The 20,464-nt window shown below is 63.7% G+C and carries 22 protein-coding genes; 7 read left to right on the forward strand and 15 right to left on the reverse strand.

All coding sequences use genetic code 11. From position 1 onward, the window contains the following. Positions 1–76: 76 nt before the first annotated feature. The gene (locus KJQ96_RS12755; RefSeq protein WP_213286943.1) at positions 77–277 is read left to right on the forward strand and encodes a CsbD family protein; all 201 of its coding nucleotides are present in this window, start codon (positions 77–79) and stop codon (positions 275–277) included. A gap of 63 nt (positions 278–340) precedes the next feature. Here the strand turns inward: KJQ96_RS12755 and KJQ96_RS12760 are convergent, their stop codons facing one another. Next, on the reverse strand, positions 341–496 hold the full coding sequence (locus KJQ96_RS12760; RefSeq protein WP_141686784.1) for a Thivi_2564 family membrane protein: 156 nt from the start codon (positions 494–496) through the stop codon (positions 341–343). Between the two features lie 204 nt (positions 497–700). On the opposite strand from KJQ96_RS12760, the gene KJQ96_RS12765 reads away from it, so the two are divergent. Then, entirely contained in the window at positions 701–2,794 is a 2,094-nt protein-coding gene (locus KJQ96_RS12765) for a methyl-accepting chemotaxis protein (RefSeq protein ID WP_213286944.1), read from the forward strand. A gap of 124 nt (positions 2,795–2,918) precedes the next feature. Here the strand turns inward: KJQ96_RS12765 and KJQ96_RS12770 are convergent, their stop codons facing one another. Then, positions 2,919–3,557: a DUF2865 domain-containing protein gene (locus KJQ96_RS12770; RefSeq protein ID WP_213286945.1), complete on the reverse strand. Its 639-nt coding sequence runs from the start codon at positions 3,555–3,557 to the stop codon at positions 2,919–2,921. Positions 3,558–3,592: 35 nt separating this feature from the next. Next, positions 3,593–4,360, reverse strand: coding sequence for a L,D-transpeptidase (locus tag KJQ96_RS12775; protein WP_213286946.1), 768 nt, complete (start codon positions 4,358–4,360; stop codon positions 3,593–3,595). Between the two features lie 266 nt (positions 4,361–4,626). Between KJQ96_RS12775 and KJQ96_RS12780 the strand changes: the two genes are divergently transcribed. The 3 genes from KJQ96_RS12780 to KJQ96_RS12790 all read left to right on the forward strand — a co-directional run bounded on the left by KJQ96_RS12780 (position 4,627) and on the right by KJQ96_RS12790 (position 6,754). Continuing rightward, a complete protein-coding gene (locus KJQ96_RS12780) occupies positions 4,627–5,760 on the forward strand; it encodes an AI-2E family transporter (RefSeq protein ID WP_375293166.1) in 1,134 nt (377 codons plus the stop codon). Between the two features lie 66 nt (positions 5,761–5,826). Then, positions 5,827–6,186, forward strand: a complete 360-nt coding sequence (locus KJQ96_RS12785) for a YqjD family protein (protein ID WP_213286948.1) — start codon at positions 5,827–5,829, stop codon at positions 6,184–6,186. Positions 6,187–6,304: 118 nt separating this feature from the next. Next, the gene (locus tag KJQ96_RS12790) at positions 6,305–6,754 is read left to right on the forward strand and encodes a hypothetical protein (RefSeq protein WP_213286949.1); all 450 of its coding nucleotides are present in this window, start codon (positions 6,305–6,307) and stop codon (positions 6,752–6,754) included. A gap of 496 nt (positions 6,755–7,250) precedes the next feature. Here the strand turns inward: KJQ96_RS12790 and KJQ96_RS12795 are convergent, their stop codons facing one another. The 5 genes from KJQ96_RS12795 to KJQ96_RS12815 form a co-directional block, all read right to left on the reverse strand. Beyond that, positions 7,251–7,667 carry a hypothetical protein gene (locus KJQ96_RS12795; RefSeq protein WP_213286950.1) on the reverse strand — a complete coding sequence of 139 codons (417 nt, stop codon included), beginning with the start codon at positions 7,665–7,667 and terminating at the stop codon, positions 7,251–7,253. Between the two features lie 228 nt (positions 7,668–7,895). After that, a complete protein-coding gene (locus KJQ96_RS12800) occupies positions 7,896–9,170 on the reverse strand; it encodes an MFS transporter (protein ID WP_213286951.1) in 1,275 nt (424 codons plus the stop codon). Between the two features lie 443 nt (positions 9,171–9,613). Continuing rightward, entirely contained in the window at positions 9,614–10,225 is a 612-nt protein-coding gene (locus KJQ96_RS12805) for an NYN domain-containing protein (RefSeq protein ID WP_213286952.1), read from the reverse strand. A gap of 294 nt (positions 10,226–10,519) precedes the next feature. Next, positions 10,520–11,518: a DUF808 domain-containing protein gene (locus tag KJQ96_RS12810; RefSeq protein ID WP_213286953.1), complete on the reverse strand. Its 999-nt coding sequence runs from the start codon at positions 11,516–11,518 to the stop codon at positions 10,520–10,522. A gap of 119 nt (positions 11,519–11,637) precedes the next feature. Beyond that, positions 11,638–12,444 carry a response regulator gene (locus tag KJQ96_RS12815; RefSeq protein WP_213286954.1) on the reverse strand — a complete coding sequence of 269 codons (807 nt, stop codon included), beginning with the start codon at positions 12,442–12,444 and terminating at the stop codon, positions 11,638–11,640. Between the two features lie 312 nt (positions 12,445–12,756). On the opposite strand from KJQ96_RS12815, the gene KJQ96_RS12820 reads away from it, so the two are divergent. Then, on the forward strand, positions 12,757–12,954 hold the full coding sequence (locus tag KJQ96_RS12820; RefSeq protein ID WP_057841045.1) for a NepR family anti-sigma factor: 198 nt from the start codon (positions 12,757–12,759) through the stop codon (positions 12,952–12,954). Continuing rightward, positions 12,954–13,502, forward strand: coding sequence for a sigma-70 family RNA polymerase sigma factor (locus KJQ96_RS12825; RefSeq protein ID WP_213286955.1), 549 nt, complete (start codon positions 12,954–12,956; stop codon positions 13,500–13,502). The genes KJQ96_RS12820 and KJQ96_RS12825 overlap by 1 nt, the downstream gene beginning before the upstream one ends. A gap of 210 nt (positions 13,503–13,712) precedes the next feature. Here the strand turns inward: KJQ96_RS12825 and KJQ96_RS12830 are convergent, their stop codons facing one another. The 7 genes from KJQ96_RS12830 to KJQ96_RS12860 form a co-directional block, all read right to left on the reverse strand. Next, the gene (locus KJQ96_RS12830; protein ID WP_213286956.1) at positions 13,713–15,371 is read right to left on the reverse strand and encodes an HWE histidine kinase domain-containing protein; all 1,659 of its coding nucleotides are present in this window, start codon (positions 15,369–15,371) and stop codon (positions 13,713–13,715) included. Positions 15,372–15,730: 359 nt separating this feature from the next. Next, positions 15,731–16,363, reverse strand: a complete 633-nt coding sequence (gene ureG / locus KJQ96_RS12835; RefSeq protein WP_213286957.1) for an urease accessory protein UreG — start codon at positions 16,361–16,363, stop codon at positions 15,731–15,733. 162 nt (positions 16,364–16,525) lie between these two features. Then, on the reverse strand, positions 16,526–17,263 hold the full coding sequence (locus KJQ96_RS12840; RefSeq protein ID WP_213287136.1) for an urease accessory protein UreF: 738 nt from the start codon (positions 17,261–17,263) through the stop codon (positions 16,526–16,528). Next, positions 17,244–17,813 carry an urease accessory protein UreE gene (locus tag KJQ96_RS12845; protein ID WP_213287137.1) on the reverse strand — a complete coding sequence of 190 codons (570 nt, stop codon included), beginning with the start codon at positions 17,811–17,813 and terminating at the stop codon, positions 17,244–17,246. Before KJQ96_RS12845 ends, KJQ96_RS12840 begins: the two co-directional genes overlap by 20 nt. Positions 17,814–17,864: 51 nt before the next feature. After that, positions 17,865–18,164, reverse strand: a complete 300-nt coding sequence (locus KJQ96_RS12850; RefSeq protein ID WP_213286958.1) for a putative quinol monooxygenase — start codon at positions 18,162–18,164, stop codon at positions 17,865–17,867. Between the two features lie 46 nt (positions 18,165–18,210). After that, a complete protein-coding gene (ureC, locus tag KJQ96_RS12855; RefSeq protein WP_213286959.1) occupies positions 18,211–19,926 on the reverse strand; it encodes an urease subunit alpha in 1,716 nt (571 codons plus the stop codon). Further along, positions 19,923–20,462 (reverse strand): HD domain-containing protein, encoded by a 540-nt coding sequence (locus KJQ96_RS12860; RefSeq protein WP_213286960.1) that lies wholly within the window; start codon positions 20,460–20,462, stop codon positions 19,923–19,925. Before KJQ96_RS12860 ends, ureC begins: the two co-directional genes overlap by 4 nt. Positions 20,463–20,464: the final 2 nt, after the last annotated feature.

Below are 20,464 nucleotides of genomic sequence, written 5' to 3' on the forward strand. Positions count from 1 at the left end.
CATGATGCCGCGGTTCCGGCCGGAACGTCCGGCGCGGACCGTCGTTGATTGTCATCTCAATACGGAGGAGATGACGATGGATTGGAACAGGGTTGAAGGCAACTGGAAGCAGTTCAAGGGCGCGGCCAAGCAGAAGTGGGGCAAGCTCACCGATGATGATCTCAATGTGATTGAGGGGAGCCGCGAGCAACTCGAAGGCAAGCTGCAGGAGCGCTACGGCTTCGCCAAGGACCAGATCCGCAAGGACGTCGACGACTGGTTCAGGACCCTGAAATAGGAACACGCTTTGGAGCGAAAAAAGCCCCGGCCCGCGCCGGGGTTTTTTCGTTGGTGGCTGCGGCTAAATCACCGCGATGTATCTCAACAGCGAGATCACGCCCAGAATGATCACCACGACGCGCGCGATCTGCTTGGCGCGGCCGTCGATCGGCAGGAGGTTGATGAGATAGAGGACGAGGATAACGACCAGGAACGTGATGAGTATGCTGACAAGCATGTGAAGCCCCCTTCGGCGTTGGCCGGAAAATGCGCTGTAGTGTTTTGTTAACGTGAACAGGCGCCCCGGGTTCCGCGCGACGGAACCGCACCCGCTTGGAAAATTGCAGTCATTTCAAGGAATCCTCGTAGTACTACGCGGCTCTCACTCGACAAGTATTTACCGTTTGCCCTCCAAATGGCCACGACGCCTCGGGGGACCATCATGTTGAACCGTCTGACCGTATCCGCGCTGCTGAAAGCCGTCATCCTCGTCACCTCATTCTGCGTGGTGGTTGGATTTTCGCTTAGCGCCTGGGAATCCTGGGGCCGCTTGCAGGCGGCTAGCCGCATTGCGGTCATCGCCGACGCCTCCGCAAACATGTTCAAGGCGATGCACAATCTGCGCACCGATCGCTCCACGACCAACCGGCTCTTGAATTCCGATGCGCCGATGGATGCCGATATCGAGAAGTATCTGCGCAACATCCGCGACACCGAAATGCCGGCGATGGGCAATGCGCTCGGCCTGCTCGGCAGCCTGGAGTTCGCGCAGCACCAGACGCTGGTCCCCGAGTTCGACCGTCTCTACAAGACGATGACCGCGCTGCAGAGGGAGTTCTGGGAAGCCGTGGCCAAGCCGAAGGCGGCGCGCCGACCCGAGCTGGCCAAGGAGTATATGGCTGCCGCCAGCGCGATGCTGGAGACGCTGGAGAAGCTGTCCGGGGCGCTGGGTGCGGCCGTCAATCACCAGGACGCGACCATCGACCAGTTGCTGGCGATCAAGCAGATCGCCTGGCTGTTGCGCAACACCGCCGGTGAGGCCTCGCTGATCGTCTCGACCGGGCTCAGCACCGGGAAGGTCTCGCCTGAGGGAAGGCTCGCCTACACGAAATATACTGGCGGCATCGACGCCGCCTGGAGCGCGCTGGAATTGACCGCAGCGGGGATGCAGTTGCCCCCGGCGATCTCGAGCGTCATGGCCGCAACCAAAACCGCCTATTTCGAGCCGCAATATCTTGCTCTGCGCGACCGGCTGCTGATGCAGATTGCGGGCGGCGAGAAGCCGGAAATGACCGCCAACCAGTGGACGCCGGTCACGGTCGGGCGTCTCTCCGCCGCCGTCAACGTGGCCGAGGCCGCGCTCGACGCCGCCAAGCATCACGCCGCGCACCTGCGCTCCACCGCCCAACGCTCCCTGACGGTGCAGCTCGCATTGCTAACCGGCGCGCTGGCGCTGGCGTTCGGTGCCATGGCGATCGTTACCCGCCGCGTCATCAAGCCGCTGCACACCATGCGCGATGCCATGTTGAAAGTCGCCGCCGGCGACCTCGGTGTCGATACCGGCTATGCCGCGCGCCACGACGAAATCGGCGCGCTGGCGGGCGCACTGGAGACGTTCAAGCAGCAGGCCGTCGACAAAGCGCGGATCGAGGCGCAGCAGCGCGAGCGCAACGCCGGCGTGATGGCGCGGCAGCAGACGATCGAGAGCTATGTCGGCGAGTTCGAGGGCATGGTGCGCGAGACGCTCACCCAACTCGGCGATGCTTCCGGCCAGATGCGGACCACCTCGACCGGCCTCTCGGCGATTTCGCGCCAGACCAACGAGCGCGTCCAGGTCGCCGAAAAGGCCTCCGGCGACGCCTCGATGAGCGTCGAGACGGTCGCTGCGGCTTCCGAAGAGCTTAGCGCCTCCATCAACGACATCAGCCAGCAGGCGGCGCACGCCGCCAGCATTGCCAGCCGCGCGGTCGGCCAGGCGCGCAATACCGACGGCACCGTTCAGGGGCTGGCGCAGTCGGCAGGGCGGATCGGCGAAGTCGTCGGCCTGATCAATACCATCGCCGCGCAGACCAACCTCCTGGCACTCAACGCCACCATCGAGGCCGCGCGCGCCGGCGAAGCCGGCCGCGGCTTTGCGGTGGTCGCCTCCGAAGTCAAGTCGCTGGCGAGCCAGACCGCGAAGGCGACCGAGGAGATTTCCGAGCAGATCTCGGACATCCAGCGGGTTGCCGGCGAAGCCATCGATGCCATCAAGGGCATCGGCAGCATCATCGGCGAGGTCAACGAGGTCGCGACCGCGATTGCCGCCGCCGTGCAGCAACAGGGTGCCGCAACGCAGGAGATCACGCGCTCGACCCAGTTTGCCGCGCAGGGCACCAAGAACGTGTCCGACAACATCACCGGCGTGAAGGCCGATGCCGACGCGGCAGCGGCCGCCGCCGAGGACGTCAAGCAGGCCTCGCAGACGCTGGAGACGCAGAGCCAGCAACTCGGCAATCAGGTCACCGCGTTTCTCGGCAAGATCCGCGCGGCTTAGTTCACCTCCACTCGTCACGCCCCGGCTTGACCAGCCTTGACCCGGGCACCCACGCCCGCCGTCGCCCCTGCGAACGCAGGGGCCCATAACCACCGGCTTTGGCAGATGTTCGCCACCAAATCCCTCAGTCCCGCGCTACCACCGGCACGCGACCGTATTTGGTGCGGACCTTTCCGGATGCGGGTGAGAAGTTCAGCTCAGTGCCGCGCCTGTCGCCGCTGCGGCCAGCGACCAATAGTCCGTTCTCGCCGGCGACGATGTCGCCCTTGCGCAGCGTCGGGTCGTCCTCGATCTTGACCTGCGCCAGCCCGACCTGGTCCTTGCCGTTGCAGGTGCAGCCGCTGACGAGTTCGTTGCGATAGCGGAACGCGTTCGGCAATTCCGAATAGGCCTTTCCGTTCTCGGCGGCCGCGTCGTCGATGCTGCTGCCGTAGAACACCTTGGTCTCGCTCGCCGGGCATAGCTTGTTGCAGGAGGTCCCCCGGCTTGCGTTGTCGGACGCTGTGAGCGGGAAGTAGCGCCCGTCGCAGGTCCGCACGCAATAGGCCCGGCCGCCGCCGTAACGGGTGCGCCCCTCGCCGCGCGGCGCATACACCTGGCCGTCGTCATTGGGAGACGGCATCTGGATAGTGGGCTGATGGCGCGGGCGGGCGAATCCGCCGAATAGTTGCGAAAAGAAGTCCTGCGCCTGCGCGGCAGGCGTCAGCGCCGACGCGCATGCCAGCGCGGCTGCTCCCCATACCGCCAGTTTTCCCGATCGCATCAACGCTTTCCTCTCACGCAATACCAGGCATCACTTCAGTTGAGCTGCGGCGTCAGATTCATCGCCTGGCGGCCCGACGGAGCAATTGCGACGGGGCGCGGATGCGCGGCGGCCGGACGAGCCGTGATGCCGGTCCTGGAATCCCCGCCGCGCGCCATGACCGGGGCGTTCTTCGGCAGCACCACGACCTTGGTGCCGACATCGACACGGTTGAACAGGTCGATGACGTCCTCATTGACCAGGCGGATGCAGCCGGACGAGACGAATTTCCCGATCGTCGAGGGATCGTTGGTGCCGTGAATGCGGTACTGGCTGGTGCCGAGATACATCGCCCGCGCGCCGAGCGGATTTCCGGGACCGCCGGCCATGAAGCGCGGCAGATAGGGCTGGCGCGCGATCATCTCGCTAGGCGGATGCCAATCCGGCCATTCCGCCTTGCGGCTGATGGTCTGCACTCCGGCCCAGGTAAAGCCTTCGCGGCCAACGCCGACGCCGTACCTGATGGCCCGGCCCTGACCGAGCACGTAATAGAGCGTGGTGTTGCCGGTATCGATGACGATGGTGCCCGGCGCCTCGGTCGTGCCGAAGGGAACGACCGCGCGGCGAAGCCGTTCGGGCGTCGCGCCCTCGTCGGAGGCAATCACCTCATCGGCGGGATAGCCATTCGGCTGGGTGGACGCGTAGCCGAGCGTCTGCGCGTTCGCAGCGCTCGAGAGCGCCGAGGGCGTCAGCAAGACGGCGGTGACGAGGACAAACGCGCTCGCCACGCGCGACGAAGGCCGGCGATCGGAAGGCTGTGTCATAGGACCTGCCCCGTGGGATTGTGCATCATTGGATGCTCTGCCCCAACAAACGCGGCCACAAGCCGGCGGTTCCGAACCGCCGATGTCGCGTCGCATCACGGTCAAGTGCGACACCGCTCACGCCTGCGCGATTGGAACTCGCACCTTGGCGTCACGTTATGATCGCAGTCCGGTTCGCGACGTCGCTTTTGCCGTGTCACCGCCGCTTCGGGCGAGGGAAAACCATTGTGAGCGTCATTCCCACCAAGCCTTCGCCCACCAAGCCTTTGGCCGCCAAATCCCCGCCGACAAAGCCGTTGCCCGGTGAACGCCAGCTTCCCCACGAGCAGGAAGGCACGCCGGTCCCCGAAAGCAAGCTCGATTTGCCGCCGGTCATCCGCCGCACGGAAGTAGTTGTGATCTGCCTCGTAGGGCTTCTGATCATCTGCATCATCACCGGCCTCTATCTCGCCAAGGCGCTCCTTCTGCCGATCACGCTGGCCTTTATCGTCGGCACCATGCTTTCGCCGGCCGCCAGCTTCCTGGAACGCTACCGCATTCCGCGCGCGGTCGCCGCGGTGCTGATCGTGGCGGCCGCCAGCGCCGCGACCGCTTTCATGGTCGGCCTGATCGCCTCGCCCGCGATCGAATGGAGCGGCAAGCTTCCGGAGCTGGGAGCGCTTTTGAAGGACAAGCTGCGCGTGTTCGACCGGCCGCTCGCGCTGTGGCAGGAGCTGCAGAGCATGCTCGGCGGGCCCGGCACGTTGACGACATTGCATCTGCCCAAGGTCGACTGGGTGCAGCCGACGCTGGAATTCCTGTCGCCGACCTTTGCCGAATTCCTGCTGTTCATCGCGACGCTGCTCCTGTTCATCGCGAGCTGGCGGGACCTGCGCCGGGCCCTGATCCTGAATTTCGGCGAGCGGGCGTGGCGGCTGCGGACGCTGCGGATTCTCAACGAGATCGAGGAGCATCTCGGCAATTATTTGTTGCTGGTGACCATGATCAATGCCGGCGTCGGCATCGCCACCGGCCTGATCTGCGCGGTCACGGGCATGCCCAACCCGGCCAGTCTCGGCGCACTGGCGGCGATCCTGAATTTCATTCCGATCATCGGCCCGGTGGCAATGTTTGCCGTGCTGGTCGTGGTCGGCATTGTCGCGCTCCCGACCATCGGCGCCGGGCTGCTGGCGCCGGCCATGTTCGCCGTGATGACTTTCCTGGAAGGCCATTTCCTGACGCCGACGATCGTCGGCCGCCGGCTGGCGCTGAACGCGCTTGCGGTATTCCTGGCAGTGGCGTTCTGGACCTGGCTGTGGGGCCCGATGGGCGCGTTCCTGTCGTCGCCGCTTCTGATCGTCGCGCTGATCGTGAAGGAGCACTTGATGCCGCCGGATTCGCCGCAACTGCCGGAGGAGTAGAGCAAGGAACTTCCCATTCGGCGGAGCGTTTGTTCCACGAATGAACTCAGTACCCGGGAGCTTTCGATGTCTGACGCCGCAACGAAGAATCTGACGGACAAAGCGACCTACGAGCGCCTGCAGAAGGACGTGACCGCTGTGAAAAACGATATCGCAGCCCTGACCGAGCAGATCACCGACGCGCTGAGCAGTTTTGCCGGTACCGCCGGCAAGCAGGCGCGGCATGGCTACAGGCAGGCGCGCGCCAATGCAGAACAGGTGGTCGACGACGTGTCGGAGCGCGGCAGCGCGATGATGGACGCAGCCCAAGACGCCGCCTCTTCGATCGAGGAGACGCTGGAAGACGCCATCACGCAGCGTCCCCTGGCAACCGTCGCCGTGGCGCTGGGGATCGGCTTTCTGATCGGTGTGGCGTGGCGTAGGTAGGTTTGGCGACCGATCGCGGGCGCTGGGCAGCCATGCCGTGCATCGCCTCTTGCATTCCCGTGGCGACGGAGCGCTGCGGCGTGTTTCGTTGACGCGGTTTTCAGATCGAGGCGTGGCCATGTTTCAGCGACTGATCGACGATTTCAAGGAATCGACCGGCACCGCGTTGCGGCTGACTTCGCTGGCGGCAGCGGCGGCGACAGCATTGCTGGTCATGGCCGCCTTTCTGTGCGCAGCGGCCTTCGTGTTCGTGCTGGAGCGGTACGGTCCCGTGCAGGCTTGCCTCACCGGTGCCGCCATCTTCTTCGTGGTCGCGCTGATCGCGGGCGGCTGGTACATGGTGCGCAAGAAGCAGATCGAGGCTCGCGCCAAACAGGCGGCGAAGGCGAAATCCGCCGCGCAGACCGTGCTGTCCGATCCGGTGCTGGTCGCGACCGGCATCCAGGTGATCCGCGCCATCGGCGTCAGGAAGCTGATTCCGATTCTCGCAATCGGCGGACTGGCGCTGGGATTCTTGGCAAGCCGCGCCAACGCCAGCAGCGGCGAGAGCGAAGCGCCGGCGGAGTAGGACGAGCTCGGCCGTCGTGAGTGATAGTGAAGCTGTCACATGCTGAGCGTACGGCGTATCCAGTGCGCTGCGGCCTATCGCACGTCATTGCGAGCGCAGCGAAGCAATCCATTCTTCTTTATGCGACGGCATGGATTGCTTCGCTATGCTCGCAATGACGTGCCAATAGCAACGCACACACCACTGTCATCCCTGCGAAGGCGGGATCCAGTACGTTGCGGTTTATCGGTTCTATCACTGACGTCTCTGGGATACTGGGTCGCCCGGTCAAGGCCGGGCGATGACACATGAGTGTGCGTTTGCGATCTCGCGACATGATTTGTCGCAACGTTGCATCGAGATTGCGCTTGCACGCCAGGCAAATCAGCGCGCGGTTCGTAGGGTAGGCAAAGCTCCGCGTGCCCACCATCACGAAGCGTGCTCGATGATGGATGGTGGGCACGGCGCGATCGCGCCTTTGCCCACACTACAGATCTCGTTTGGCGGATACGATGCCTCAGGTCACGCAGCGGCCGGGCTGAAGCAGTTTTGCGACTTCGGTCAACACGCTGACCGGCGGTTCGCAGGCGATCACGGTCTGGGATTTGCCGGGCTTGTTCTCCGGCTTTGCCGGTGGCGTCGGGCGGTTCCGCGCCTCCTCTTGGACCACGGGAACACGCACCACCACGGATGTGTCCTCGAGGCCGACGGTCCGGATCGTAATCGTCTCGGTCTGACCCGCCGCGGCTTTAATGGCCGCGCGGTCGGCCTTGGCAGCACGGTTGATGTCTGCCCCACGGTTGATGTCTGTTCCGGGTGAGGTCGCGGCGAGTTTCAGCCGGTTTGCGAGATCGTGACCAGAGGCAAGCTGAACGGCGCTAAACGTGGCGAAGACGGCAAGAAGGGCAAAAATTGTTTTGAAAATCTGTGACATGGCTCTGTGTCCCTCGCCCCATGGCGATCACGAACACAACCCGAACCGAGTAGCCGTAGGTCCGGCGCTTATCGATCACTTAACCGTGTATGAAAAATATTTGCGGCACCATGGAACGACTCCGGGGGGCTCGGAGTCATCCCGGCAGCCGGTTATTCCCCCTGCCCCATTGACCGGCGACGTAGGGCGCGACCGTGGTGATGCCGGTCGCGCCCTGCTTTTTTGTAACTACCGTCCTGCCGCCCTCATCTCCTCACTCGGTTTCACATCCTGCGATCTGCTGTAGATCGCGACCGCGACGATCAGCACCAGCGTCAGCGTGCCGAACAGCGCGCGATAGGCCTCCTCCGTGCGCGCGCCGTTCGCCAGCGGCTCGAACGCGCCGATGATGATGCCGGAGAGCGTCTGCATGCAGGCAACGCCGAGCATCACTGAGGTGTTCATGGTCGAGATGCCGCGGCCGATCAGGCGGTCGGGGAAGATGCCGCGGCCGTGGGTCATCACCATGGTGCTGGAGGCGGAGAAGAAGCCCATGGCGACGATGACGCCGACCGGCAGCCAGGCGGGCGGGTGGGAGAACAGCGCCAGAATCGCGAGCAGCAAGATGATCGCCGAGGTGCCGCCGATGGCGATCCACTTGCGGGTGTCGAGCCGGCGGTCGAGCGGGCCGAAGGCGAGCATGCCGGCCTGATAGGCGATCACGGCACAGAGCAGGACATTACCGGCCGCGATCGGGCTCAAGCCATGCACCTCGCGCAGGAATGCGCCGCCCCACAGGCCCTGCACGGTGAAGGTGCAGGCATAATTGCAGAAGTTCAGCGCCAGGATCGGCTTCAGGCGCGGGTTGCGCAGCACCTCGATCAAGCCTTTGAGCATCTCGCCGGGCGGCTCCGCCTTTCGGCTCAGGAAGGGATGGCCCGGCGGCGCGTCGCGCACCACCAGAAAGATCGCGACTGTGGCGAGCGCGGTGAACACGACGACGGCGCCGAACACCGGACGCCAGCCGACCGCCTGCGATGCCCAGGCGAGCGGCGTGGTGGCGGCGAGGTTGCCGAGCAGGCCGATCGACAGCACGAGCGCCGTCAGCGTGGAGAAACGATCCGGCGGAAACCAGCGCGAGATCACCACCATGCTGCCGATCAGCATCACGCCCCAGCCGGCGCCCATCAGCACGCGGCCGGTGAGCAGCACCGGCCAACTCGGCGCCAGCGTGAACATCGCGCCGCCGATGCAGGCCACGATCAGCATGCCAACCACGGTATAGCGCGGCCCGAAACGGTCGAAGAAGAAGCCGCACGGGATCTGCATCGCGGCGAAGCCGAAGAAGAACGCGCCGGTCAGCGCCCCCAGCGCTTCCGGCCCGATCGCAAGATCGCGCATCAAATCGAGGCCGATGGTGACGTTGGAGGCGCGGAAAAAATGGCTGGCGACATAGGCGGTCGCCAATGTCGCAACGATGATGAGGCCCCGGCGGTGGGGGAAAGGCCGCTCGGCGGACTGCATCGGTGAAGGGACGTTCCGTTTGTTTTCTCGTTGCAACGAGCCTATGCGGGCGCAGCGCGCAGTTCAACAAGCAATCGATCCGATTGCTAACCCTATGTCAGTGCGTGCGTGGCTCCTGCCCGAAAAAATCCGGCGCGCTGGTGGCGCGCCGGATAGTCCGACCAGCTTTCACATCGAAGCTGGTGGCTCTAGCCAGGGGGAGGTGCCTGGCCGAGAACACGGTAACGTCGGCGATCGCCAATTCCAGCGTGTGGAATTCCGGGATCGGCGGCGTGTCAGGCGAAGCAATCATACCGCCGGCCTCACAAGCCGGAGGTGAACTGCTTCACAGACCGCTTGCACAAAAAGACAGGCCGTGCAGCGGTCTCGCCGAATCCATCCAACTCTACGCAACAACAACTCGGATCAGGCCGCGGCCTGCGGTCCAACAGACCAATCCGAAATCATTCTGCGATGCCACCGCCATTGATCGCTCCGCGCGCTGCGAGCGGCGGCAATTGCTGGCGGATGTCGCGTGCCGGCGGCCGCTCGGACGGATCGCGCCCGATCGTTGCCCGCAATTCCGCAAGGTCGAGAAAAGCGTCGGCCTGCCGCCGCAGTTCGTCAGCCACCATCGGAGGCTGGCTGGTCAGGGTCGAGACGACAGTAACGTGCACGCCGCGGCGCTGCACCGCCTCCAGCAGCGGGCGAAAATCCCCATCGCCGGAGAACAGAAATATCCTGTCGATACGCTCGGCGAGCTCCATCGCAGTGACAGCAAGCTCGATATGCATGCTGCCCTTCACCTTGCGACGGCCGCTGGCGTCAGTGAATTCCTTGGTGAGCTTGGTGACGACAGTGTAGCCGTTATAATCGAGCCAATCGACCAGGGGACGGATCGATGTATATTCCTGATCCTCGATAATGGTCGTGTAGTAGAACGCGCGCAATAACGCGCCACGGCGCTGGAACTCCTTAAGCAGACGCCGGTAGTCGATATCGAAACCGAGTGTCCTGGCAGTCGCGTAGAGATTAGCGCCATCGATGAAGAGCGCAATTCTGTCGGACGGCATCATCAGACACTGGCCTCTCATTTAGGGGACGCCGATCGGGCGAGCATTCGCTAAAGGCTTGCCCGCACGCTGCTAGCTACAAAAGCTGACCGAGGTGACGAGGCAGGGGCGCCGACGACCGGGAGGAACAATCGCGCGCTGCGCCAGTAGTTTAGTCGATATGCATCCTGCCTCGACACGCCAACGTTAAGGTGCATGCGCGCCGAGCTCAATTGTACCGAGGTAAGCCGCCGGTATCGAAACGGATGGACCGACTATACGAAGGTTTAACATCTTCCGCCGCAAACCGGCGGCTCTTCACTGAGCCGGCCCATTCTGACCGCGTTGCAGAAGATGCTTCAGCCATTTCCACGCCGGCGCGACGACAAATCCGACGACCGGAATCGATGCGGCGCCGACCAGTAATCCGATGGCACCGGAGATGGCGGCCTCAACCACCCATTCGAGAATCGCGGCGAGGGGCGGCACTGCGTGCGCCGCAGCCTCCGCCGCCGCCTTGACGGCGTGTTCGATCGCGGGCGGGCCGTAGACCTCGAGGCCATGCAGGATGATGCCACCGCCCACCCAGATCATGGCGGCGGTGCCGACGACGCTGAGGATTTTCAGCAGCACGGGCATGCTGCGAACGATGCCGCGGCCGAGCGCGCGGCCGACAGGCGAGGCGCGGTCGCTCTGCGCCAGACCCACGCCGACATCGTCGGCCTTCACTATCAGCGCGACCACGCCATACACGGCGACGGTGATTCCGATCGCCACGACCGCCAACACGAGCGCCTGGTTCCAAATGCTCCCCGCTGGGAGCGCCGCCAGCGTGATCGCCATGATCTCGGCTGAGAGGATGAAGTCGGTCTTGATCGCGCTTGCGACCTTCTCGTCTTCGACCGACTGCGCGTTCAAAGCGACCGTTTCGAGCTGGGCCTCATGCTGATGCGCGCTGTGCGGCATAACGGCCTCAAGTACCTTTTCCACCCCTTCGTAGCAGAGATAGGCCCCGCCCAGCATGAGCAGCGGCGTGATCGTCCAGGGAAGGAAGTAGCTCAGCACCAGGGCGGCTGGCAGCAGAATCAACAGCTTGTTGCGCAGCGATCCTGCGGCGATCCTGCCCACAATGGGAAGCTCGCGCTTCGGCTCGAACCCGATCACGTAACCGGGCGTAACAGCGGTATCGTCGATCACGACACCTGCGGCCTTCGCACCCGCTCTGGCGGCCTGGCTGGCGACATCATCGAGGGAGGCTGCAGCTACCTTCGCGATACCAGCGACATCATCAAGAAGGCCGATCAGCCCGATACTCATCGATTTCCAGCCCGCACCATTTGATTCGCCGCCCCAAGCCCTGCGGTTTATGACCGCAAAAAATCCGACGCGCTAGTTGGGCGCGCCGGATCATTACTACTCTCGCTACAAGGCTCCCGTCAGCCGGTGGCTGCGCGCGGGGTGCGATTGCGCGAGTTGCGCTGGAAGAACAGCGCCTGGCTCGCCACCGCCGAAACCATTGCGGGCTGGAACGGCTTTGAGATCAGGAACGCCGGCTCGGGGCGTTCGCCGGTCAGGAAGCGCTCGGGGTAAGCGGTGATGAACACCACCGGCACCTCGAACGTACGCAGCAATTCGTTGACCGCATCCAGGCCCGACGAGCCGTCGGCGAGCTGGATGTCGGCGAGGATCAGGCCGGGCTTTTTGTTCTTGGCCAGCGCGACTGCGTCGGCGTGGGTGCGGGCGACGCCGATGACGTTGTGACCGAGGTTCTTCACGAGGCTTTCGAGGTCCATCGCGATGAAGGTCTCGTCCTCGATGATGAGGACGTCGGTGGCGATTTCGGCCGCCATCTCGCGGCCGGCAGCATCCGTCAACTGCCGGGTCTCGGCAATGTCGGTATTGAGAATGAACGCCACCTCCTCCTCGGAGAAGCCTTCGAGCGACAGCAACAGGAACGCCTGCCGCGGCAGCGGCGTGATGTTCGACAGCCGCCGCTCCGGCGGCAGCGCCAAAGTCGCGACATCGGGATTGTCGTTGAGCGAGACCGAATTCCAGATCTGGGTGAACAGCTTGAACAGCCCGGCGCGCGGGCCGTACCGTTCATCCAGCAGCGAGCCATCCTGCAGCAGGGCCTCCAACATGGCGGCCACATAGGCATCGCCCGAGGCCTGGTTTCCGGTGAGCGCACGGGCATAGCGCCGCAACAGCGGCAGATGTTCAGCAACGAGCTGTGATCGGGACATCCCCATTCATCCTTGTCTAGGGCCGTATTCTTGGCCGTACTTAGGGTCGCATCTGGGCGGACGTAACCTCGAGCGCCGCGTCCGGCGCCATTTAAGACTTTTTAAACCATTTGAGTCGGGGGGACCCGGTTCCCCTGTCACCCCGACTACTCGCGGAGGGCAAAAAAGTTCCAGAAAAAGTTCCCAGATTTCGGAACCTTCCGCAGATATTCGCATTAGCCTCGGACCTATAACGCGGCGGCCTAGGCCCAATTTCGAGGTAAACTCTTGAAACCACAGAGAATTAACTCTCGGGGAAGCGTGGATCAGACCATGAAGGAAGCAAAAAAGCAGGGCGGGCTCAATGCCGAGATTCAATCGAGGATCGGCCACCAGCTCCGCGCCATGTACGACGATGTGGTCCGACAGGGCGTGCCGGACCGCTTTGCGGAGCTGATCCGGAAGCTCGACGGGCCGGAGGCGGCGGCGGCCCAGATCGACGAAACAGCAAAAAATGACGGGAGGGACTAATGCCTCTCACAGACCAACTTCGCGACGACATTTTGGCGTCGGTACCCAGCCTGCGCGCGTTCGCGATCTCGCTCTCGGGTAATGGCGACCGTGCGGATGACCTGGTGCAGGAAACGTTGCTGCGCGCCATTGCCAACATTGACTCGTTCCAGCCCGGCTCGAACCTGCCGGCCTGGTTGTTCACCATCCTGCGCAACCTGTTTCGCTCGGACTATCGCAAGCGGCGGCGCGAGGTGGAGGACGCCGAGGGCAATTACGCAAAAACTTTGAAGACCCAGCCGTCGCAAAACGCGCATCTGGAGTTTGAGGAGTTTCGCACAGCACTCGACAAGCTGCCGCAGGACCAGCGCGAAGCGTTGATCCTGGTCGGCGCCTCCGGTTTCTCCTACGAGGACGCCGCCGCCATCTGCGGCTGCGCGGTCGGCACCATCAAGAGCCGCGTCAACCGCGCGCGCTCGAAACTCTCCGCGTTGCTCTATGTCGAGGGCGCCGAGGATTTCGGACCTGACGAGACCGTGCGCGCCGTGATCGGCGGCAACGGCGGCTGATGACGCGATCGAGGTGACATGAAAAAGGCGGCCGGAGCAGCCGCCTTTTTTGTCGCTATCGTAACCTGGACGTGATGCCTTCAACGTGGTCGTCCCTGCGAACGCAGGGACCCAGACGCCGCGGCCGGCGGAACTGGCACAAGGCAAGACGGCGTGTCTCACCATTCACAGCGGTGGTTATGGGTCCCTGCGTCGCAGGGACGACGTGACCTACTTTACTGGCCGTACCGGCGCGGAAATTTCGCCCGTGCGATCGCGCTCGGTCATGTCGACCACCGTGGCCATCGGCGCGGTGAGTTCGTAGACATAGCTGACATCGGTGAAGTAGCGTTTTGCGGTGCCGCCGAGCGCTTCGGGGGCGACGCGGTCGAGCAGGATGAGGCCGAAATCGCTATCTTCGCGCCGTGTCGCCGCACTGGTGTTGAACTCTTCCCAGCGGAAATGAAAGATCGTGTCGGGCTCCTCGCCGGTCACTTCCCAGTTCGCGACGATATGCGGATGTTTGCCGACCAGCGACAGGCCCTCGTCGGAGTGCGAGGCCAGCTCGAAAAACAATAGCGAGAGCGACTGCGCGGCGCGCGCGCTGACGGCGATATCCGGGCCGTTGATGACGATGCGGTCGGCATGCGGGATCGCGCGCGACTCGAACAGGCCCTTGAGCTTGACGCCCTGCCACTGGCTTTCGCTGAGCAGCGTCACCACGTTCGACATCGCGTGAATGCGGCCGATCAACAGCTCGCGTGCCACATCCATGTCGGAGCCGTGACGCAGCGTGCGCGTCACGATCGACTGGATCACGGCCAGGATGTTCTTGACCCGGTGGTTGAGCTCGTCGATGACGGCGGTCAAGCGACGCTCGAAGCCGATCCGCACCTGGATCTCGCGGCTGAGCCGCAGATTGTTGTAGGCGACATAGCCGAACAGGCCGCAGACGATTCCGGTGAGCGCCAGCCCGATGGCTGCGACGACGATCGCGGTCTGCTGCGCACGCAGCGCGGCGTTGTTCTTGGCGTAATAGCCGAGCGACCAGTCGCGGCCGCCGAACGTTACCGTCCGCACCACCGACGGCAACGGATCACCCTGCCTCACCGCCCGCAGCGTGACGACGCCCTGGTCGTTGGCGACATATTCGTCGTTGGCGTCATCAGGGTCTTTCAACACCACCGAGAACAACGAGCGGTCGTCATCGGTCAGCATCAGCGGCGCCAGCTCGTAGGAAAAGGTCACGAAGCCGGCCGGCTCCGAACTGCCCTCGAGCAGAATCGGAGACGCCAGCACGAGACCGATCGGCCCGCTCTGGCGCAACAGCGGGATCGGGTCCGACGCCAGCGGCTTGCCGGCTGCCGCCGCCTGCGCCAGCATCGGCCCGATCACCGAGTGCCGGTCGTAGGCCCGGCCGGGAAAGCCGAGCGTATCAGGACTGCGCGGCTCGAGATCCATCAGCACGTCGATCGGCTTGTTGATGGTCCGTAGATCCAGCGGCTTGTCGTCGAAATCCCTGATCGTCGGATTGGTAAAGCCGGCGCCCTTCAGCTCCGTCTGGGCAGCCACCAGATCGCCCGGCTTGAGACGCGCGATCCAGGACGCGATCACAAAATCGGTCTTGAAGGCATAGATCGCCGAACGCAGCGGCTGCAGCATGTTGGCCTTCACTACTGAAGGGGAGCGAAACAAGCCGGATGCAACCCGTGCGAGCAATTCGCGCTCGGTCAGCCGATCCTGCACCAGGCTGGCATGAACGTCGATGGCGCGCGACAGCGCGATGCCGTCGATCGCCAGTTCCTGCTCGTGGACGCGATAGGCTGCGAGACCGGAGAGCAGAACTCCGATCAGTGCGATAAAGCCGATAATGAAGCCCAGCCGAACCACTCGCTTACTCAGGAATGACGTGTTGGCGAAGACGTATTGGAAGCATTTCGGGGTCTGCCGGGGCAGAGACACGTGGCAATAGCGCGAAGGCCAAGCGCGGCGAATATGACGGAGCGATCATCAGCACGCAACTGACAGCTTGGCAGCGGGCAACAACACGGCAGCCGTTAACGCTGATTTGGCGGCGCCAGAAGTTGGATAATCTGACACCGTCGATTTGGTTCCGGCGCGGGCGGACAAATCCGCGGGCTGCGGCGGCGGACCGAGCATTAATGTTAACGCGCCGCTCACCTGCCGCTGGCCTGACCGCTCGTTCGGCCGCCTGTCGTCCGGGCCCTGCGGGGCCGGCTGCCCCGGGCCTACCGGGCCTTCGTGGCCGGGCGCAGGCCGCCCTTGGTCTCGATGAAGCCGATGATGCGATCGAGCCCCTCGCTCTTCTTCAGATTGGTCATCACGAACGGCCGCTCGCCGCGCATCCGCTTGGCGTCCGTCTCCATCTTCTCCAGCGACGCGCCGACATAAGGCGCCAGGTCGATCTTGTTGATGACGAGCAGGTCCGAGCGGGTGATGCCGGGGCCGCCCTTGGAGGGAATCTTGTCGCCGGCGGCAACGTCGATCACGTAGATCGTGAGATCGGCGAGTTCGGGAGAAAACGTCGCCGCAAGATTGTCGCCGCCGGATTCGATCAGCACCAGATCGAGATCGGGAAATTTCGCCCGCATGTCGGCGACCGCCGCGAGATTCATCGAGGCGTCCTCGCGGATCGCGGTGTGCGGGCAGCCGCCGGTCTCGACGCCGGCGATGCGGTCGGGTGTCAGCGAGCCCGAACGCACCAGGAATTCGGCGTCCCACTTGGTGTAGATGTCGTTGGTGATGGCGGCGATGTCGTAACGCTCCCGCATCGACTTGCAGAGCAGGTCCATCAGCGCGGTCTTGCCGGAGCCGACAGGACCGCCGACGCCGATCCGAAGCGGGCCGTGAGATTTAGACATATGCGATGCTCTCTTTGTTGTCGTCGTCCCTGCGAACGCAGGGACCCATACGCCGCGGCCTAACGGTAGATTGCGGTGGCCGACGCTCTTCGCAAAACAGGCACCTGTGGTTATGGGTCCCTGCTTTCGCAGGGACGACGAATGGTGAATGGCTCACCCCCATCATGACCGGAACAGCCGCGTATACTGCGTCTCGTGGCGGAGGCTGGCGAGATCGGCGCGGAAGGTGGCGCTGCCGAGATCGTCCAGCGAGGCGGCAAGCGCTCGGCTGGCGGTCGAGGCGACATCAGTTTCCAGGCCCGCGAGAATGCGCTGGCTGTCGGTTTGCCCGAGCGGCACGAGGCGCGCGCCGGCGGAAATCCAGTTCGAAACCACGGCATGCAGGAAGGCATGCATCGCCGGCGCAAGCGGAACGGCATGGGCGGCGCTGACGACGCCAACCGCGACGGGATAAACGATTGCGCTGCCGCTGGCGGCAACCATGCCGTCGAGGCCATCGCAGGCCCAGGCGGCGCGCGCGATATCGATGAAGGCGCGGCCCTGCGTTGTCGTCTCGAGCTGACGCTCGCGCGAGGGCACGAAGGCAGCCGCGAGTTCGGCAACCTCGCGCAACGCCGTGGCGTCCTGCACGGACGCGGCGCGATACGCCTGCGCCAGAAACACGGCGTCGCAGAAGCCGGAGCCTTCGTTGAGCATCGCGGCCAGCCAGTCGCGCAGCGATGCGGCGTCGGTGATGTCGCCCGCCTCCACCGCCCACTCGATGCCACTGGAATAAGAGAATGCACCGACCGGGAAGGACGGCGACAGCCAGGTCATCAGCCGGTACAGCGCCGACGACTCCTCCGTATTCATTCCACTGCTCGCGTCGGCGGGCGCAGGCTCACTTGTGGTCATGAGCATGGGAGTGATCGTGGTGGTGATGATCGTGGTCGCAATGTTCGTCGTGGTGGTGATGGTGCGTATGATCATCATGATGGTGATGATCATGGCCGTGGCCGTGCGCGGCATGATCATGCGAAGCCTGTGCATAGGCGCCGCCTTCGGGATCGAACGGCGCCTCGATCTCGATGACGCGCGCACCCAGCCCCCTCACCATCGCCTCGATGACGTGATCGCGGCGGATTCGCAGGCCTTTCGGCATGATCTGGGTCGGCAAATGACGGTTGCCGAGATGCCAGGCGATGCGGACCAGATGCAAGGGATCGACGCCCCGGATCTCGATCAGGGGCTCGGCGGCCGCGACCACCTCGATCAGCCTGCCGTCCTCCAGCACCAGCGCGTCACCGCCGCGCAGCGCCACCGCATTCTCCAGGTCGAGCAGGAATTCGAGCCCGCGCGTTCCCGTCATCGCCATCCGCCGCCGGTGCCGGTCGTCGAAATCGAGCACCACGGTGTCGGCGGCTGCTTGTGTCCAGCGATGCTGGCCCAGGACTTTTGTCGCGCGGATCATGACGTGGGCCTCAAAGCTTCTCCACAATTTATCTCCCGCTGGCTTTTCTTGTTAGCGGGTCTCGACCTTTTCGGGCGTGATCACTTCGATCTTCGGTGGCGCCGACATGCATTTCACGGCGACGCGACCGAAGGTCTTCATGTGCTCGGCGCTACGATGCGGCACCAGCGCCTCGGCATTTTCCCACTGCTCGACGAACACCATTTTTGAAGGATCGGTGACGCTCTCGTGCAGGTCATAGGCGATATTGCCGGGTTCTTTCCGGGTTTCCTTGATGCAGGCGGTGGCGGCGGCGATGAAATCGGCGCGCGTTTCGGGCTTGATGGTCAGCGTGGCAACGACATAGATCACTAGATCCTCCCGGATTTTTGTTCTGGCTAACGTTCCGGGCCAGACCTTAGAACATGAAATACCGCTGCGCCATGGGCAGAACCTCTGCGGGCGCGCATGTCAGAAGCTCGCCGTCTGCGCGCACCTCATAGGTCTCGGCATCGACCTCGATCTTGGGCGTCGCGCCGTTATGGATCATGCTCTTCTTGGAAATGCCGCCGCGGGTGTTCTTCACCGGGTAGAGCGTCTTGCTGATACCGAGCTTGCGCGCCAGCCCGCCGGTGATAGCGGCCTTCGAGGTGAACACCACTGAGGATGCGGTCAGCGACTTGCCGAAGGCGGCGAACATCGGCTGGTAATGCACCGGCTGCGGCGTCGGGATCGAGGCGTTCGGATCGCCCATCGGCGCCGCCACGATCGAGCCGCCCTTGATGATGCAATCCGGCTTGACGCCGAAGAACGCCGGTGACCACAGCACGAGGTCGGCGAGCTTGCCCTTCTCCACCGAGCCGATCAGTTTCGAGACGCCATGCGCGATCGCGGGGTTGATGGTGTATTTGGCGATGTAGCGCTTGACGCGGAAATTGTCGTTGTCGTTACCCTTGTCCTCCGGCAGCGTGCCGCGCTGCTTCTTCATCTTGTCGGCGGTCTGCCAAGTGCGGATGATGACTTCGCCCAGCCGGCCCATCGCCTGCGAATCCGACGACATCATCGACAGCGCGCCGAGATCGTGCAGGATGTCTTCGGCTGCGATGGTTTCTTTCCGGATGCGGCTTTCGGCAAACGCGAGATCCTCCGCAATCGACGGATCGAGATGGTGGCACACCATCAGCATGTCCAGATGCTCGTCGATGGTGTTGCGCGTGAAGGGGCGCGTCGGGTTGGTCGAGGACGGCAGCACATTCTTCAAGCCGGCAATCTTGATGATATCAGGCGCATGGCCGCCGCCGGCGCCTTCGGTATGGAAGGCGTGGATGGTGCGGCCCTTGAAGGCTTTTACCGTGTCCTCGACGAAACCGGATTCGTTCAGCGTGTCCGAATGCAGCATCACCTGGACGTCGTAATCGTCGGCGACGGCGAGACAGTTGTCGATCGCGGCCGGCGTGGTGCCCCAATCCTCGTGCAGCTTCAGCGCGCAGGCACCGGCCTTGATCATCTCGACCAGTGCAGCGGGACGCGCGGCGTTGCCCTTGCCTGATATGCCAAGATTGACCGGGAAGGCGTCGAACGACTGGATCATCCGGCCCATATGCCAGGGGCCGGGCGTGCAGGTGGTCGCAAAGGTGCCGTGCGAGGGCCCGGTGCCACCGCCGAGCATCGAGGTGACGCCACTCATCAACGCATGCTCGATCTGCTGCGGGCAGATGAAATGGATGTGGCTGTCGAAGCCGCCGGCGGTGAGAATTTTTCCCTCGCCCGCGATGACGTCGGTGCCGGGGCCGATGATGATGGTAACGCCGGGTTGGATATCGGGATTGCCGGCCTTGCCGATCGCCGCGATCATACCCTCCTTGATCGCAACGTCGGCCTTGACGATGCCCCAGTGATCGACGATCAGCGCATTGGTGATGACGGTATCGGCAGCGCCCTGCCGGTTGGTGACCTGCGACTGCCCCATGCCATCGCGGATCACCTTGCCGCCACCGAACTTCACCTCCTCGCCATAGGTGGTGAAGTCCTTTTCAACCTCGATGATGAGATCGGTATCGGCCAGCCGCACTCTGTCGCCGGTGGTCGGCCCGAACATGTCGGCATAGACGCTACGTTTGATTTTCGTGCTCACAGTGTGCTCCTTGCAAGCTCGGCTGCTTTGTCGAAAGTTCGATCGAGCACCGCGTTGACGCCGCGGCATCCGGCGACGACTTTTTCGGCCCAGGCGATATAGTCGGCGAGATCGTCGCGTTCGGTCTCGCTCGGATGCGGGAAGACGCGTGCGCGGATATTACTGATCTTGTCGGCGATCTTGATCATTTTCGCCTCAGAGGATTTGTGCGGAGCATCGACGATCTGCTTTTGCCGGCGCTGGTCTTTGGGCAGACTCATATCGTCGGTCACCTCGACCACGATATCCGCGACGCGTGCGCCGAACTCTTCCGCAAGCTCCTCGCGCGTCGTTTCGGTGTCTTCGATGGTGTCATGCAGCCAGCCGGCCGCGACGAGCTCGGCATCCGCGCCATCGGTCGCGACGGCGAGCAGGTGTGCGACCTCGGCGAGATGGTTGACGTAGGGCTCGTTGCCGCGCCCCTTGCGCGCCATGCCGGTGTGGCAGCGCGCAGCGAACTCGGCAGCTTCGGTGACGAGACATATTCCTGTCAGCATTT

The organism is Bradyrhizobium sp. sGM-13 (genome assembly GCF_018398875.1).
GTDB lineage: Bacteria > Pseudomonadota > Alphaproteobacteria > Rhizobiales > Xanthobacteraceae > Bradyrhizobium.